Genomic DNA, 14,600 nt, shown 5'->3' with positions numbered 1-14,600 from the left:
CCGCATAGATGATCGCCATGAATTCGCTTGCCAAGAAATCGCCTGCCCAGGATGCACTCGATGCACTCGAATACGTGCCGGTCCCGGCATTCGAGGACAACTACATCTGGCTCGTGTCGGACTCGCGCGATGCGGTCGTGATCGACCCCGGCGACGCCGCGCCCGTCGAGGCCTATCTGGCCAAACGTGGTTGGCGGCTGACCGCTATTTTACTCACGCACCATCACCACGACCACGTCGGCGGCGTGAAAGCACTCATCGATAGCCGAACGGCAGAGGGTGGGATTCCCGTCTACGGCCCGGCTGGCGAGCGCATCGAGCATCTGACGCAGCGCGTCACCGGCGGCGACAGGGTGCGCATCGACAAGCCGGCGCTCGAACTCTCCGTGATCGACGTGCCGGGTCACACGGCCGGACACATCGCCTATTTCCAAGCGGGCGATCCGAACGGCACGCCGCATCTTTTCTGCGGCGACACGCTCTTCGCGAGCGGCTGCGGCCGTCTTTTCGAGGGCACGCCGCAGCAGATGCTCAGTTCGCTCGACGCGCTCGCCGCGCTGCCGGACAACACCCAGGTTCACTGTGCGCACGAGTACACGCTGTCGAACATCAAGTTCGCACGCGCGTGCGAGCCGGACAACACCGCGCTGCTGCGCTGGAGCGAGGACGCGCAGGCGTTGCGCGCCGCCGGCAAGCCGACTTTGCCGACGACCATCGGCCACGAAAAAACGGTGAATCCGTTCCTGCGTGCGGACGTCCCGGCGATCCACGCAACGCTTGCGTCGCAATTCGGCGCGCCCGTTTCGGACCGGCTCGAAGCGTTTCGAATGATGCGCGGCTGGAAGGATAAGTTCCGCTAACCCGAACCTATTTGGGGCTAACTTCAACCGAAACGTTGGAATCGACGTTAGATGCAGGATTTTGCAGGGGTTTTGCGCGCATTCTTATTGACGTCTTAAGTGCTGTTCCGTACTATCGGCTGCAAATTTCCAAGCATCATCTTTTGGAAGCAGAGACGTTCTCCATGCGACTAACCCTTAGCGCGCTGTCCGTCCTGATGCTCGCCGCGTGCGCGAGCCAAGGACCTACGGCGTCAGATCCAATTACAGCAACAGCCAACTCCAACGCTTCGCCGCAACAAGTCGCCGACACGATTCGCCGCACCGCAGCAGCCAAGGAAACCATTAACGTCGACAAGACGCCCGTGACTTCGCTCGCGGGTTCGTCCGATCTCTGGAACCGCATCCGCGGCGGCTTCCAGATTCCCGATCTGCAAAGCGACCTCGTCGACATGCAGGTCAACTGGTACGCGCAACGCCCGGATTACGTCGAGCGCATGACCACGCGCTCGCAGAAGTATCTGTATCACATCGTCGAGGAACTCGAGCAGCGGCATATGCCGACCGAGCTCGCGCTCCTGCCGTTCATCGAATCGGCATACAGCCCGCAGGCGCTATCGGTCGCGAAGGCCGCGGGCATGTGGCAGTTCATGCCGGGCACCGGCCGCGATTACAACCTCAAGCAGAACATGTGGCAGGACGAGCGCCGCGACGTGCTCGCGTCGACGTCTGCCGCGCTCGACTACCTTTCGCGTCTGCACGACATGTTCGGCGACTGGCATCTCGCGCTCGCCGCATACAACTGGGGCGAGGGCAACGTGCAGCGCGCGATCGCGCGCAACGAAGCGGCGGGCTTGCCGACCGACTACGAAAGCCTGCGCATGCCCAACGAGACGCGCAACTACGTGCCGAAGCTGCAGGCCGTGAAGAACATCGTGAGCAATCCGCAGATGTACGGTCTCACGTTGCCGGACATCCCGAATCACCCGTATTTCGTGACGGTCACGACCGCGCGCGACATCGACGTGACGATGGCCGCGAAGCTTGCCGGCATGAGCGTGGAAGAATTTCGCTCGCTGAATCCGTCGTTCTCGAAGCCGGTGATTCTCGGCGCGACCAATCCGCAGATTCTGCTGCCGTTCGATAACGCTGCTTCGTTTCAGCGCAACCTTTCGTCGTACTCGGGCGCGCTGTCGTCGTGGACGACGTACACCGTCACCGAGCGCGCGCGTCCGGCGGCGATCGCCGAAAAAATCGGCGTGGACGCTGACACGCTGATGTCCGTCAACCGCATTCCGGCGGGCATGCGCCTGAAGCCGGGCTCGACGATCGTCGTGCCCCGCACGGACGATGACGACGAAGACATCAGCGCCGACGTCGCGGCCAACGCGATGCTCGCAATCGAGCGCGACGTGCCCGACACGCGCCGGCTCGTCATCCGCGTGCGCCGCAAGCAGTCGATCGGCACGCTGGCAGACCGCTACAACGTTTCGCCGGCACAGTTGCGCGCATGGAACCGCACGCGCGGAGACATGTTCATGCCGGGGCAGGTGGTCGTGCTGCATGTGCCGTATGGCCGACCGGTTCCGGCCGAGCCGGGTCCGGCGCGTGTGGAGACGGTGGCGGCGTCGAGCCGTTCATCGGGCGGCGTGTCGAAGATCGGCACGCGTGTACCTGAGCCGAAGACATCGCGCGGCGGCAAGACGAGTGCCCATACGTCGGGGAAGGTGACCAAGGTGTCGTCTTCTTCGGCATCGCATGCTGCAAAGCCTGCTGCCGCGGCCAAGACCGCGAAGCCGGCTGCCACGTCGAAGAGCAGCAAGAAGAAATAACGCACGCGGTTTTGCCGGCGCGATAACCCACGCCGTCACCAAGGTGACGGCGTGTTCTTTTGCGGACGCCGCTAAACTGTCGATCCGAAAGAATCGATGAAGCGTCCGTTTCATATGTCGTCCACCGTTCGTCTCCGCGTTTTCATCCTCTTTGCCGCCGGCTACTTCGTCTCGTACGTGTTCCGCGGCGTCAATCTCGGCTTCGCGCCGCTCATCACGCACGAACTCGGCTTGTCGGCCGCCGATCTCGGCCTGCTGACGGCGCTGTACTTCATCGGCTTCGCTGCCGCGCAGATTCCTGTCGGCGTACTGCTCGATCACTTCGGGCCGGCGCGTGTGACGGCCGGCATGCTCGTGTTCGCCGCGGCGGGCATTGGCGTGTTTGGGGCATCGAATAGCCTGGCAGGGCTGATGGCCGGGCGCCTGCTCATCGGCGTGGGCGTGTCGGTGTGTCTGGCGGCGGCGTTCAAGGCGTCGGCGCAGCATTTCCCGATCTGGCGCCTGCCGCTCATCAACGGATTCACGATGGCCGTCGGCGGATTGGGCGGCGTCGTCGTCGGATCGCCGCTGTCGGCGCTGCTGCAATTCGCAACGTGGCGTCAGGTGTGCTTCGGGCTCGCGGTGTTCACGCTCGTCGTCGCGGCGGCGATTGCGCTCTTCGCGCCGCGCAAGGCGGATACGCATCATCAGGCGGACATCGTCACGCAGTTCAAGGGCACGTGGCACATCATGAGAAGCGCCGCGTTCTGGAAGATCGCGTCGTTTCCGGTCGTCACGCAGGGCGTCTTCTTCGCGATGCAGTCGCTCTGGATCCGTCCCTATCTCATCGACGTGATGAATCTCACGCCCGCGCATTCGTCGGCGATCGTCTCCGTGCTCGGTTTCGCGATGATGTTCGGCTCGGTGGGCTTCGGCGCGGCGGCGCGCAGTCTGGAGCGGCGCGGCGTGTCGGTGTACGCGTTCTGCGGCGCGGGCATGGTGCTTTTCGTCGCCACGCAGTTGCTGATGGTGCTGCGCGTGCCGCTGCCGCCCGCGACGCTCATCGCCGCGTATGGCGTATTCGGCGGCACGGGCATCCTGAGCTATGCGGTCGCGGCGAAGTATTTCCCGTCGCACATGGCGGGGCGCGTGAATACGACGCTCACGCTCGTCATCTTCCTGCTGATCTTCGGCTTTCAGGTCGGGGTCGGCACTATGTTGTCGCTTTGGCCTGCGGAAGCGGGGCGCTATCCGGCATCGGCGCATATTTCGGTGTGGGCGGCACTGATTGCGCTGCAAGTGGCGAGCGCGATCTGGTACATGTTGCCGGGCCGCGCGCTGCACGAACGCGAGGCGGAAGTGGAAAACGCGGCGTCGTGATCGGGGGGGGGGGGCGGGAGGCAAGCAGAGCGCTCCCAAATTTGGCAGATGTGTCAATTTAACGCTATAATTCGAAGGTTTGAGCACATCAACCCGCACCCTAGCGCCTACCTCCCACACACCGTCGTTCGCTGCGCCAGTCGGCGCGCGCCGCACGCCGCCAGTCGCCTGCTTCGTCACTGCGTTTGCCCCATGCAAGCGAGCTGAACCGAACCGCGACGCGCGCCTCGCGAGCCGCCGCCACACTGCGCGAAGGAAACCCCTCGTTCTTCGAGCGACGGGAAGCCAAGCCTGAATTTCGGACAGACAGGTCGGTAACAGGGTGTTCCCCAAGGAGCTTCCCGTGTTGCCGTCATTTTCCCCCGCACTTCTCGCACTTGCCGACGGCACGGTCTTTCGTGGTCAATCGATCGGCGCGCCCGGTTCGACGATCGGCGAAGTGGTGTTCAACACCGCCATCACCGGTTATCAGGAAATCCTGACCGATCCGAGCTATGCCCGCCAGATCGTCACGCTGACCTATCCGCACATCGGCAACTACGGCGTGAACGCCGAAGACGTCGAAGCCACCAAAGTCCATGCCGCCGGCCTCATCATTCGCGACCTGCCGGTGCTCGCATCCAACTTCCGTTCCGAGCAGACGCTCTCCGACTATCTCAAGGCGCAAGGCGTCGTCGCGATCGCCGGCATCGACACGCGCAAGCTCACGCGTATCCTGCGCGAGAAGGGCGCGCAGAACGGCTGCATTCTCGCCGGTTCCGATGACGAAGCGAAAGCGCTCGAGCTCGCACGCTCGTTCCCGGGCCTCGCGGGCATGGACCTCGCGAAGGTCGTGTCGACGGACCAGCCCTACGAATGGACACAGACCGAATGGCGTCTGGGCAGCGGCTACGGCAAGCAGGAAGCGCCGAAGTTTCGCGTCGTCGCGTTCGACTATGGCGTGAAGTACAACATCCTGCGCATGCTGGCGGAGCGCGGTTGCCACGTGACCGTGCTGCCCGCGCAATCGACCGCCGCCGATGCGCTCGCGCTCAATCCGGACGGCATCTTCCTGTCGAACGGCCCCGGCGATCCGGAGCCGTGCGATTACGCCATCGCGGCCACCAGGGAATTCATCGAGCGCGGCATTCCGACGTTCGGCATCTGCCTCGGCCATCAGATCATGGGTCTCGCCGTCGGCGCGAAGACGATGAAGATGAAGACCGGCCACCACGGCGCGAACCATCCGGTGAAGGACATGGACGACGGCCGCGTGGTCATCACGTCGCAGAACCACGGTTTCGCGGTCGATGCGTCGACGCTGCCCGCCAACGCGAAAGTCACGCACGTCTCGCTCTTCGACGGCACGCTGCAAGGCTTCGCGCTCACCGACAAGCCCGCCTTCTGCTTCCAGGGCCATCCGGAAGCGTCGCCCGGCCCGCACGACATCGCGTATCTGTTCGACCGCTTCATCAAGCTGATGGAAGCACAGAAGGTCGCAGCCTAAGAACAGAACATCGCAAATATACAGAGCACAGTTATGCCGAAGCGCACAGACATCAAGAGCATCCTCATCATCGGCGCGGGTCCGATCATCATCGGCCAGGCGTGCGAGTTCGATTATTCGGGCGCGCAAGCATGCAAGGCGCTGCGTGAGGAAGGCTACAAGGTCATCCTCGTCAACAGCAATCCGGCGACGATCATGACGGATCCGAACACGGCCGACGTCACGTATATCGAGCCGATTTCGTGGGAAGTGGTCGAACGCATCATCGCGAAAGAGCGCCCGGACGCGATCCTGCCGACCATGGGCGGACAGACCGCGCTCAACTGCGCGCTCGACCTGTTCCATCACGGCGTGCTGGAAAAGTACAAGGTCGAGCTGATCGGTGCGTCGCCGGAAGCGATCGACAAGGCGGAAGACCGCCAGAAGTTCAAGGACGCGATGACGAAGATCGGCCTCGGTTCGGCCAAGTCGGGCATCGCGCATTCGATGGAAGAAGCGCTCGCCGTGCAGCAGCAGATCGCCGAAGCGACCGGCAGCGGCGGCTATCCGACCGTGATTCGTCCGTCGTTCACGCTGGGCGGCTCGGGCGGCGGCATCGCGTACAACAAGGAAGAGTTCGAAGAGATTTGCCGTCGCGGTCTCGATCTCTCGCCGACGCGCGAGCTGCTCATCGAAGAATCGCTGCTCGGCTGGAAAGAGTACGAGATGGAAGTCGTCCGCGATAAAAAGGACAACTGCATCATCGTCTGCTCGATCGAAAACCTCGACCCGATGGGCGTGCACACCGGCGATTCCATCACGGTCGCGCCGGCGCAGACGCTCACCGACAAAGAGTATCAAGTGCTGCGCAACGCGTCGCTCGCGGTGCTGCGCGAGATCGGGGTCGATACCGGCGGCTCGAACGTGCAGTTCGCGATCAACCCGAAGGACGGCCGCATGGTCGTCATCGAAATGAATCCGCGCGTGTCGCGTTCGTCGGCGCTGGCATCGAAGGCAACGGGATTCCCGATCGCCAAGGTCGCCGCGAAGCTCGCGTGCGGCTACACGCTCGACGAACTCAAGAACGAAATCACCGGCGGACAAACGCCCGCATCGTTCGAACCGACGATCGATTATGTCGTGACGAAGGTGCCGCGCTTCGCGTTCGAGAAATTCCGCGAAGCCGATTCGCGCCTGACCACGCAGATGAAGTCCGTCGGCGAAGTCATGGCAATGGGCCGCACGTTCCAGGAATCGTTCCAGAAGGCGTTGCGCGGTCTGGAAGTCGGCGTCGACGGTCTCGATGAGAAGACCACGAGCCGCGACGAAGTCATCCGCGAAATTGGCGAGCCGGGTCCGGACCGCATCTGGTATCTCGGCGACGCCTTCCGTCTCGGCCTGACGATGGAAGAAATCTTCGAAGAGACGTCGATCGATCCGTGGTTCCTCGCGCAGATCGAACAGATCATCCTCAAGGAAAAGGCGCTCGAAGGCCGCACGCTCGCGAGCCTCACGCGTGACGAACTGCTGTATCTGAAGAAGAGCGGCTTCTCGGACCGGCGTCTGGCGAAGCTGACCGGTTCGACGCAAGCAGACGTGCGCAAGAAGCGTCACGAAATGAAGGTGCGCCCGGTGTACAAGCGCGTCGACACGTGCGCGGCCGAGTTCGCGACGAAGACCGCCTACATGTACTCGACGTACGAAGAAGAGTGCGAAGCGAATCCGACCGACAAGAAGAAGATCATGGTGCTGGGCGGCGGCCCGAACCGGATCGGGCAGGGCATCGAGTTCGACTACTGCTGCGTGCATGCCGCGCTCGCCATGCGCGAGGACGGCTATGAAACCATCATGGTCAACTGCAATCCGGAGACGGTTTCCACCGACTACGACACGTCCGACCGTCTGTACTTCGAATCGCTGACGCTCGAAGACGTGCTCGAAATCGTCGATCTGGAAAAGCCGGTCGGCGTGATCGTGCAGTACGGCGGCCAGACGCCGCTCAAGCTCGCGCTCGATCTGGAAGCGAACGGCGTGCCGATCATCGGCACGTCGCCGGACATGATCGACGCCGCCGAAGACCGCGAGCGCTTCCAGAAGCTGCTCAAGGATCTCGATCTGCGTCAGCCGCCGAATCGCACGGCGCGCGCCGAAGACGAAGCGCTGAAGCTCGCGGAGGAAATCGGTTATCCGCTGGTCGTGCGTCCGTCGTACGTGCTCGGCGGCCGCGCGATGGAAATCGTCCACGAGCCGCGCGACCTCGAGCGCTACATGCGCGAAGCCGTGAAGGTGTCGAACGATTCGCCGGTGCTGCTCGACCGCTTCCTGAACGACGCGATCGAATGCGACGTCGACTGCATCTCCGATGGCGACGACGTGTTCATCGGCGGCGTGATGGAGCACATCGAACAGGCGGGCGTGCACTCGGGCGACTCGGCTTGCTCGCTGCCGCCGTATTCGCTGTCGCAGGAAACCGTCGACGAACTGAAGCGGCAAACCGCCGCAATGGCGAAGGCACTGAACGTCATCGGCCTGATGAACGTGCAGTTCGCGATTCAGCAAGTCGCGCAAGACGACGGCTCCAAGAAGGACATCATCTACGTGCTCGAAGTGAATCCGCGCGCATCGCGCACGGTGCCGTACGTGTCGAAGGCAACCGGTTTGCCGCTCGCCAAGATCGCCGCTCGCGCGATGGTCGGCCAGAAGCTCAAGGCACAAGGCGTGACGAAGGAAGTCATTCCGCCGTACTTCAGCGTGAAGGAAGCGGTGTTCCCGTTCGTGAAGTTCCCGGCGGTCGATCCGGTGCTCGGACCCGAAATGCGCTCGACCGGCGAAGTGATGGGCGTGGGCCGCACGTTCGGCGAAGCACTCTTCAAGTCGCAGCTCGCGGCGGGCTCGCGTCTGCCGGAATCGGGCACGGTGCTTCTGACCGTGATGGACGCCGACAAGCCGAAGGCCGTCGAAGTCGCGCAGATGCTGCACGAGCTCGGCTATCCGATCGTCGCGACCAAGGGCACGGCCGCGGCCATCGCGGCGGCAGGCGTGCCGGTGAAGGTCGTCAACAAGGTGAAAGACGGCCGTCCGCACATCGTCGACATGATCAAGAACGGCGAGATCGCGCTCGTCTTCACGACCGTCGACGAAACGCGCGCCGCCATCGCCGATTCGCGCTCGATCCGCATGAGCGCGCAGGCCAACAAGGTCACGTACTACACGACGATGTCGGGAGCGCGCGCGGCGGTCGAAGGGTTGAGGTATCTCCGAGATTTGGAAGTCTATGATTTACAAGGCTTGCATGCTCGCCTAAACTAAGGCTTCGATTACTGGTCTAAGTATCACGAGCCGCGGTTAAGCGGCGTCTCCTGCTCTGTGGGAGATGCGCTTAACCGCGGTAATTTTTTTGACGAAATTGTTTGTGAGTGGTCTATGAGCACGATTCCTTTGACGAAGCGCGGCGCGGAGTTGCTGCGCGACGAATTGCAACGCCTGAAGGCCGTGGAGCGTCCGGCGGTCATCAACGCGATCGCGGAGGCGCGCGCGCAAGGCGACTTGTCGGAAAACGCGGAATACGACGCCGCGAAGGAAAAGCAGGGGTTCATCGAGGGCCGCATCGCGGAAATCGAGTCGAAGCTGGCCGCCGCGCAAGTGATCGATCCGACGCAGGTCGAAGCCGAAGGTCGCGTGGTGTTCGGCGCGACCGTCGAACTCGAGGACCTGGAATCGGGCGACATGGTGACGTATCAGATCGTCGGCGATGACGAAGCCGACATCGATCACGGCCTCATCTCCGTGAGCTCGCCGATCGCGCGCGCACTGATCGCGAAGTCGGAAGGCGACGTGGCATCGGTGCAGGCGCCGAGCGGCGCACGCGAATACGAGATCATCGCGGTTCGCTACGTCTGATGGAGCACCGGCTCTTTCGCACCATCAGCATGGTCTGGGTCGGCAGTCTGCTGACCCTCGGCCTGGTCGCTGCGCCCGTGCTCTTTTCGATGCTCGACCGCACGTCGGCGGGCTCGGTGGCGGCGCAGCTCTTCCGCATCGAGGCGATCATCGGCGTGATCAGCGCGCTGGTGCTGATCCTCATCGGCAATCGCTTCGTGAAAAGCGGCATCGTCGATTACAAACGCGTGCGGTGGATCGTCGCGGTGATGCTCGTGTGCGTGCTGGTCGGCTATTTCGCCTTGCAGCCGTTCATGAACTCGCTGCGAATGGCGGCGCAGGAAGCGGGCACCGATCTCGCGAGCTCGCCGTATGCGAAGGAGTTCGGCATTCTGCACGGCCTATCCAGCGCGATCTATCTGATCGAATGCCTGTTCGGCATTGCGCTGGTGTGGCGCTTGCCGGGCGCGGCGCCCGTCAAGATCGTGCCGAAGGGGAAATCCGCCAAGGTGGCGGCGAAAAGAGCGCGAAGCTGAATCGCGCTTGCTCGGGACGGCGCGTGCGTTTCATTGGAAATGCACACGCCGTTCGATCATTTGACCGTCTGATGCTGGCGCTTCGAGCTGGTCTGACGTTTCTTCGCGCGCTTCACGTTGCCGCCGGCGGTCACACGTTCGTTGCCCAGTACCTTCAGCGTCTGCTTTTTGGGTTTCTTGAACGCGGGCGCATCGCGGGTGATTTTCACTGCCTTCACCGTGCGCGGCGCGCGGCCCTTCGTCTCGCGTTCGGCGGCTTCGCCTGCGCTCGGAGGCATCGTGCTGCGCGTGCGGGTGGCGCGGGTTTTCGGAGCGGCGCCTTCGGGCCTCCAGATCACGAGCAGCTTGCCGATATGCTGAATAGGCGCGGCGTTCAGGCGATCGCAGATTTCGTCGTAGATTTCGACGCGTGCTTCGCGTTCGTCGCCGAATACGCGGACCTTGATGAGCTGATGCGCTTCCAGGTGGACGTTGATTTCCTTCAGCACGGCATCGGTCAGACCCTCCGCGCCGACGAGCACGACGGGCTTGAGCGCATGGGCCTGGGAGCGCAGATCGGCGCGTTCGGCGGGGGAGAGTTTAAGAGCTGGCATGAGAAATTTCGGACTCGACTAAAATGTGGGCGGCGTGAGGTAGATTCGCGAGGCGGTTTGAACACGCTGCAGCGAAAGCGCACGGCTTCGTGCCGGATCTTCGGCGCATCGGTCGCGCCACCGCCCACCAGAAACAGAACAGGCCGGATGCACGGGTTTTCGGAGCGCGAGCGCGCCGAGGACCGGTCCGGCCGACAAGACGCGTATTATCCGCTAAAAGCCTCGCGCGATGCAGCAAAATACGCACCGGGCGTGCTGTCAGCGCGCCACATGAGCTCAGTTTGAATGGCAAAGAACCGTTTTAATCATTCGTGGTTGCATGACCACATCAACGATCCCTACGTAAAGATGGCGCAGCGCGAGGGCTATCGCGCGCGCGCCGCATACAAGCTGAAGGAGATCGACGAGCAGGACAAACTCATCAAGCCGGGTCAGGTCATCGTCGATCTCGGCTCGACGCCCGGCTCCTGGAGCCAGTACGCGCGCAACAAACTCGCGCAGGGCGCGAAGCGCGATGCCGAGCGCCAGGGCGGCATCGACGGCACGATCATCGCGCTGGATATTCTGCCGATGGAGCCGATTTCGGACGTCACGTTCATCCAGGGCGACTTTCGCGAGGACGAAGTGCTTGCGCAACTCGATGAAATCGTCGGCGAGCGTCAGGTGGACCTTGTAATCTCCGACATGGCCCCCAACCTCTCAGGCGTGGCGAGTGCGGATGCCGCGCGCATCGAGCATCTATGCGATCTGGCGCTGGAGTTCGCGCAGAACCATCTGAAACCGGAGGGTGCGCTGCTGGTCAAATGTTTTCACGGCAGCGGGTACAGCCAGATCGTTGAGAAGTTCAAGCAACAGTTCAAGGTGGTTGCGCCACGCAAGCCGAAAGCTTCTCGCGACAAATCGTCGGAGACTTTTATTCTCGGGCGGCGGCTCAAGCAACCGAACTGAACGGCCCGCTCGAGCGATTCGGCGAATTACGGCGATATTTTCGCGGAATATGCCGAAAAAAACCTCTCTGCCGCTATTTGTGCGGTAGTTAAACCTTATGGCAGGGGTTAGCGGTCTGGATTAGAATGCTTTGGTGGCGTCGCAAGGTTTATGTAGGCGCCCGTCTATGAGTGAGGAGTGGTGCTTTGAACAACAATATGTTCTCTAAAGCGGCAGTGTGGCTCGTGATCGCACTGGTGCTGTTTACGGTGTTCAAGCAGTTCGATAAGCCCCGCGTCCAGGAAGGTGTGTCCTATTCGCAGTTCATGGACGACGCGAAGAACGGCAAAGTCAAGAACGTCACCGTTCAGGGCCGCAATCTGACGGTCACTCCGAACGACGGCCAGAAGTACCAGATCGTGTCGCCCGGCGACATATGGATGGTCGGCGACTTGATGAAATACGGCGTTCAGGTCAGCGGCAAGGCTGACGATGAACCGAATGCGCTCGTCTCCGCGCTGTACTACCTCGGACCTACGATCCTGATCATCGGCTTCTGGTTCTACATGATGAGGCAGATGCAGGGAGGCGGCAAAGGCGGGGCGTTTTCGTTCGGGAAGTCGCGAGCGCGGCTGATCGACGAAAACAACAACGCAATCAATTTCACCGACGTCGCGGGTTGCGACGAAGCCAAGGAAGAAGTCTCGGAACTCGTGGACTTCCTGCGCGACCCGCAGAAATTCCAAAAGCTCGGCGGACGCATTCCGCGCGGCGTGCTGCTGGTCGGCCCGCCGGGAACTGGTAAGACGCTGCTGGCGCGCGCCATCGCGGGCGAAGCGAAAGTGCCGTTCTTCAGCATTTCGGGTTCGGACTTCGTCGAAATGTTCGTCGGCGTGGGCGCGGCTCGTGTGCGCGACATGTTCGAGCAGGCGAAGAAGCATGCGCCGTGTATCGTGTTCATCGACGAAATCGACGCGGTCGGCCGTCATCGCGGCGCCGGCATGGGCGGCGGCAACGACGAGCGCGAGCAGACGCTGAACCAGATGCTCGTCGAGATGGACGGCTTCGAGGCGAATTCCGGTGTGATCGTGATCGCGGCGACGAACCGTTCGGACGTGCTGGACAAGGCGCTGCTCCGTCCGGGCCGTTTCGACCGTCAGGTCTATGTCGGTCTGCCGGATATCCGCGGCCGCGAGCACATCATGAAGGTGCACCTGCGCAAGGTGCCTATCGCGAACGACGTCGATGCATCGGTCATCGCGCGCGGCACGCCGGGTTTCTCGGGCGCCGATCTCGCGAATCTCGTGAACGAGGCTGCGCTGTTCGCGGCGCGTCGCGGCAAGCGCATCGTCGAGATGCAGGATTTCGAGGACGCGAAGGACAAGATCTTCATGGGTCCGGAGCGCAAATCGGCTGTGATGCGCGAAGAAGAGCGTCGCAATACGGCATACCACGAGTCGGGTCACGCGGTGGTTGCGAAGCTGCTTCCGCATGCCGATCCGGTGCACAAGGTCACGATCATGCCGCGCGGCTGGGCGCTGGGCGTTACGTGGCAGTTGCCCGAGCATGACCGCGTGAACCTGTATCGCGACAAGATGCTGGAGGAAATCGCGATCCTGTTCGGTGGCCGCGCAGCGGAAGAAGTGTTCCTGAATTCGATGTCGACCGGTGCGTCGAACGACTTTGAGCGCGCAACGAAGATGGCGCGCGACATGGTGACGCGCTACGGCATGTCCGACGTGCTCGGCACGATGGTCTACGTCGATACGGAAGACAACGGCATGTTCGGCAAGATGGGCGCGAAGTCGGTGTCCGAAGCCACGCAGCAGAAGGTCGATGCGGAAATCCGCCGCATCCTCGACGAGCAATATGCGCTCGCCCGGAAGCTGCTGGAAGACAACCGCGACAAGGTCGAAGCGATGACCAAGGCGCTGCTCGAATGGGAAACCATCGACGCGGACCAGATTGGCGACATCATGTCGGATCGTCCGCCGCGTCCGCCGAAGAACATGCCGCCGCCGTCCGGCGACACGCCATCCGGTGGTAGCAGCGGCACCGAGGTCAAACCGGGTAACGCGCCGGCAACGGCCTGAGTTTCCTGCATGAGTTCATGGGCCGGTGTGCATAGCACGCCGGCCCATTTTCACTTTCTGGCGTCCGTTTTTAATCAGGTGCTGAACGCGGCGCCGTCTCCGTCCCTCCGTTCCGTTCTATCCGCTTGGCCACTTCAACCCCATCCCCGATTTCAGCCGCGCCGCTCCAATGCGGACGCTTCACGCTGACCTTCGACCGCCCGCTCGTCATGGGCATCCTCAACGTTACGCCGGACTCGTTCTCCGATGGCGGCCGCTTCATTTCGCGCGACGCCGCACTGGCTCGCGCCGAGCAGATGCTCGCCGACGGCGCCGACATGATCGATATCGGCGGCGAATCCACGCGTCCCGGCGCGCCGCCCGTGCCGCTCGACGAGGAACTCGAGCGCGTGGTGCCGATAGTCGAGGCATTGCGCGCCGTTCGAGTGCCGCTTTCCGTCGACACGTACAAACCAGCCGTGATGCGCGCCGCGCTCGACGCCGGCGCGGACATGATCAACGACATCTGGGGCTTGCGTCGGGACGGCGCGATCGACGCCGTCAAGGGCAGCAACTGCGGACTTTGCGTGATGCACATGCTCGGCGAGCCGCGCACGATGCAGCTTCACGAGCCGGTGTACGAAGACGTCGTCGCCGACGTGCGCGCGTTCTTCGCGGAGCGCGTCGCCGCGCTCGGGCGCGCGGGCATTGCGACAGACCGCATCAGTCTCGATCCGGGTTACGGCTTCGGCAAGACGGTCGAGCATAATTACGCGTTGCTCGCGCATCTCACGGACACGTCGCCCGCCGGGACGAACTTTCCGTTGCTCGCGGGCATGTCGCGCAAGTCGATGCTCGGCGCCGTCACCGGACGCGGCGCGGGCGAGCGGCTCGCGGCGAGCGTCGCCGCGGCGGTGTGCGCGGCAGAGCGGGGCGCGGCCATCATCCGCGTCCACGATGTCGCCGAAACCGTCGATGCGCTGAAAGTCTGGCAGGCAACAAAGAATGCTGCCGGGAATGGGCATTATTGACACTGGCCTCATTCATCAGCAATTTGGGCGCAGGCGCGCGCCGATAGAACTCATTAACTAAAATCGT

Annotated in this window: 11 protein-coding genes; 10 read left to right on the top strand and 1 reads right to left on the bottom strand. The window is 62.8% G+C overall.

Annotated features, from left to right (window positions below):
* Positions 1-8: 8 nt before the first annotated feature.
* The 7 genes from gloB (at position 9) to QCE49_RS09065 (ending at position 9,910) form a co-directional block, all read left to right on the top strand.
* A complete protein-coding gene (gene gloB, locus QCE49_RS09095; RefSeq protein WP_250440003.1) occupies positions 9-860 on the top strand; it encodes a hydroxyacylglutathione hydrolase in 852 nt (283 codons plus the stop codon).
* Positions 861-1,024: 164 nt separating this feature from the next.
* Positions 1,025-2,671: a transglycosylase SLT domain-containing protein gene (locus QCE49_RS09090; protein ID WP_033537087.1), complete on the top strand. Its 1,647-nt coding sequence runs from the start codon at positions 1,025-1,027 to the stop codon at positions 2,669-2,671.
* A gap of 96 nt (positions 2,672-2,767) precedes the next feature.
* The gene (locus QCE49_RS09085; protein ID WP_409017178.1) at positions 2,768-4,030 is read left to right on the top strand and encodes an MFS transporter; all 1,263 of its coding nucleotides are present in this window, start codon (positions 2,768-2,770) and stop codon (positions 4,028-4,030) included.
* A gap of 343 nt (positions 4,031-4,373) precedes the next feature.
* On the top strand, positions 4,374-5,516 hold the full coding sequence (gene carA / locus QCE49_RS09080; protein WP_175980372.1) for a glutamine-hydrolyzing carbamoyl-phosphate synthase small subunit: 1,143 nt from the start codon (positions 4,374-4,376) through the stop codon (positions 5,514-5,516).
* Between the two features lie 33 nt (positions 5,517-5,549).
* On the top strand, positions 5,550-8,804 hold the full coding sequence (carB, locus tag QCE49_RS09075; protein WP_008342048.1) for a carbamoyl-phosphate synthase large subunit: 3,255 nt from the start codon (positions 5,550-5,552) through the stop codon (positions 8,802-8,804).
* Positions 8,805-8,918: 114 nt separating this feature from the next.
* On the top strand, positions 8,919-9,395 hold the full coding sequence (gene greA, locus QCE49_RS09070) for a transcription elongation factor GreA (RefSeq protein ID WP_008342047.1): 477 nt from the start codon (positions 8,919-8,921) through the stop codon (positions 9,393-9,395).
* On the top strand, positions 9,395-9,910 hold the full coding sequence (locus QCE49_RS09065; RefSeq protein WP_008342046.1) for a DUF4149 domain-containing protein: 516 nt from the start codon (positions 9,395-9,397) through the stop codon (positions 9,908-9,910). Before greA ends, QCE49_RS09065 begins: the two co-directional genes overlap by 1 nt.
* 56 nt (positions 9,911-9,966) lie before the next feature.
* Here QCE49_RS09065 and QCE49_RS09060 read toward each other — a convergent pair whose 3' ends face one another.
* On the bottom strand, positions 9,967-10,503 hold the full coding sequence (locus tag QCE49_RS09060; RefSeq protein WP_175980371.1) for a YhbY family RNA-binding protein: 537 nt from the start codon (positions 10,501-10,503) through the stop codon (positions 9,967-9,969).
* A 285-nt stretch (positions 10,504-10,788) separates the two neighbouring features.
* Between QCE49_RS09060 and QCE49_RS09055 the strand changes: the two genes are divergently transcribed.
* The 3 genes from QCE49_RS09055 to folP all read left to right on the top strand — a co-directional run bounded on the left by QCE49_RS09055 (position 10,789) and on the right by folP (position 14,533).
* On the top strand, positions 10,789-11,451 hold the full coding sequence (locus tag QCE49_RS09055; RefSeq protein WP_008342044.1) for an RlmE family RNA methyltransferase: 663 nt from the start codon (positions 10,789-10,791) through the stop codon (positions 11,449-11,451).
* Between the two features lie 185 nt (positions 11,452-11,636).
* Positions 11,637-13,523 carry an ATP-dependent zinc metalloprotease FtsH gene (gene ftsH / locus QCE49_RS09050; RefSeq protein ID WP_008342043.1) on the top strand — a complete coding sequence of 629 codons (1,887 nt, stop codon included), beginning with the start codon at positions 11,637-11,639 and terminating at the stop codon, positions 13,521-13,523.
* A 209-nt stretch (positions 13,524-13,732) separates the two neighbouring features.
* Complete coding sequence (gene folP, locus QCE49_RS09045; RefSeq protein ID WP_250458333.1) at positions 13,733-14,533, top strand: dihydropteroate synthase; 801 nt, start codon at positions 13,733-13,735, stop codon at positions 14,531-14,533.
* Positions 14,534-14,600: the final 67 nt, after the last annotated feature.

The organism is Caballeronia sp. LZ008, assembly GCF_031451435.1.
In the GTDB taxonomy this organism is placed as follows: Bacteria; Pseudomonadota; Gammaproteobacteria; order Burkholderiales; family Burkholderiaceae; genus Caballeronia; species Caballeronia zhejiangensis.
This window is presented reverse-complemented; position numbering and strand designations above follow the sequence as displayed.

Coding starts and splice junctions, on each gene's coding strand:
- QCE49_RS09090 (WP_033537087.1), top strand. CDS start 1,025: ATGCGACTAACCCTTAGCGCGCTGTCCGTCCTGATGCTCGCCGCGTGC.
- folP (WP_250458333.1), top strand. CDS start 13,733: ATGGGCATCCTCAACGTTACGCCGGACTCGTTCTCCGATGGCGGCCGC.
- QCE49_RS09055 (WP_008342044.1), top strand. CDS start 10,789: ATGGCAAAGAACCGTTTTAATCATTCGTGGTTGCATGACCACATCAAC.
- greA (WP_008342047.1), top strand. CDS start 8,919: ATGAGCACGATTCCTTTGACGAAGCGCGGCGCGGAGTTGCTGCGCGAC.
- QCE49_RS09060 (WP_175980371.1), bottom strand. CDS start 10,503: ATGCCAGCTCTTAAACTCTCCCCCGCCGAACGCGCCGATCTGCGCTCC.
- QCE49_RS09065 (WP_008342046.1), top strand. CDS start 9,395: ATGGAGCACCGGCTCTTTCGCACCATCAGCATGGTCTGGGTCGGCAGT.
- gloB (WP_250440003.1), top strand. CDS start 9: ATGATCGCCATGAATTCGCTTGCCAAGAAATCGCCTGCCCAGGATGCA.
- carB (WP_008342048.1), top strand. CDS start 5,550: ATGCCGAAGCGCACAGACATCAAGAGCATCCTCATCATCGGCGCGGGT.
- QCE49_RS09085 (WP_409017178.1), top strand. CDS start 2,768: ATGAAGCGTCCGTTTCATATGTCGTCCACCGTTCGTCTCCGCGTTTTC.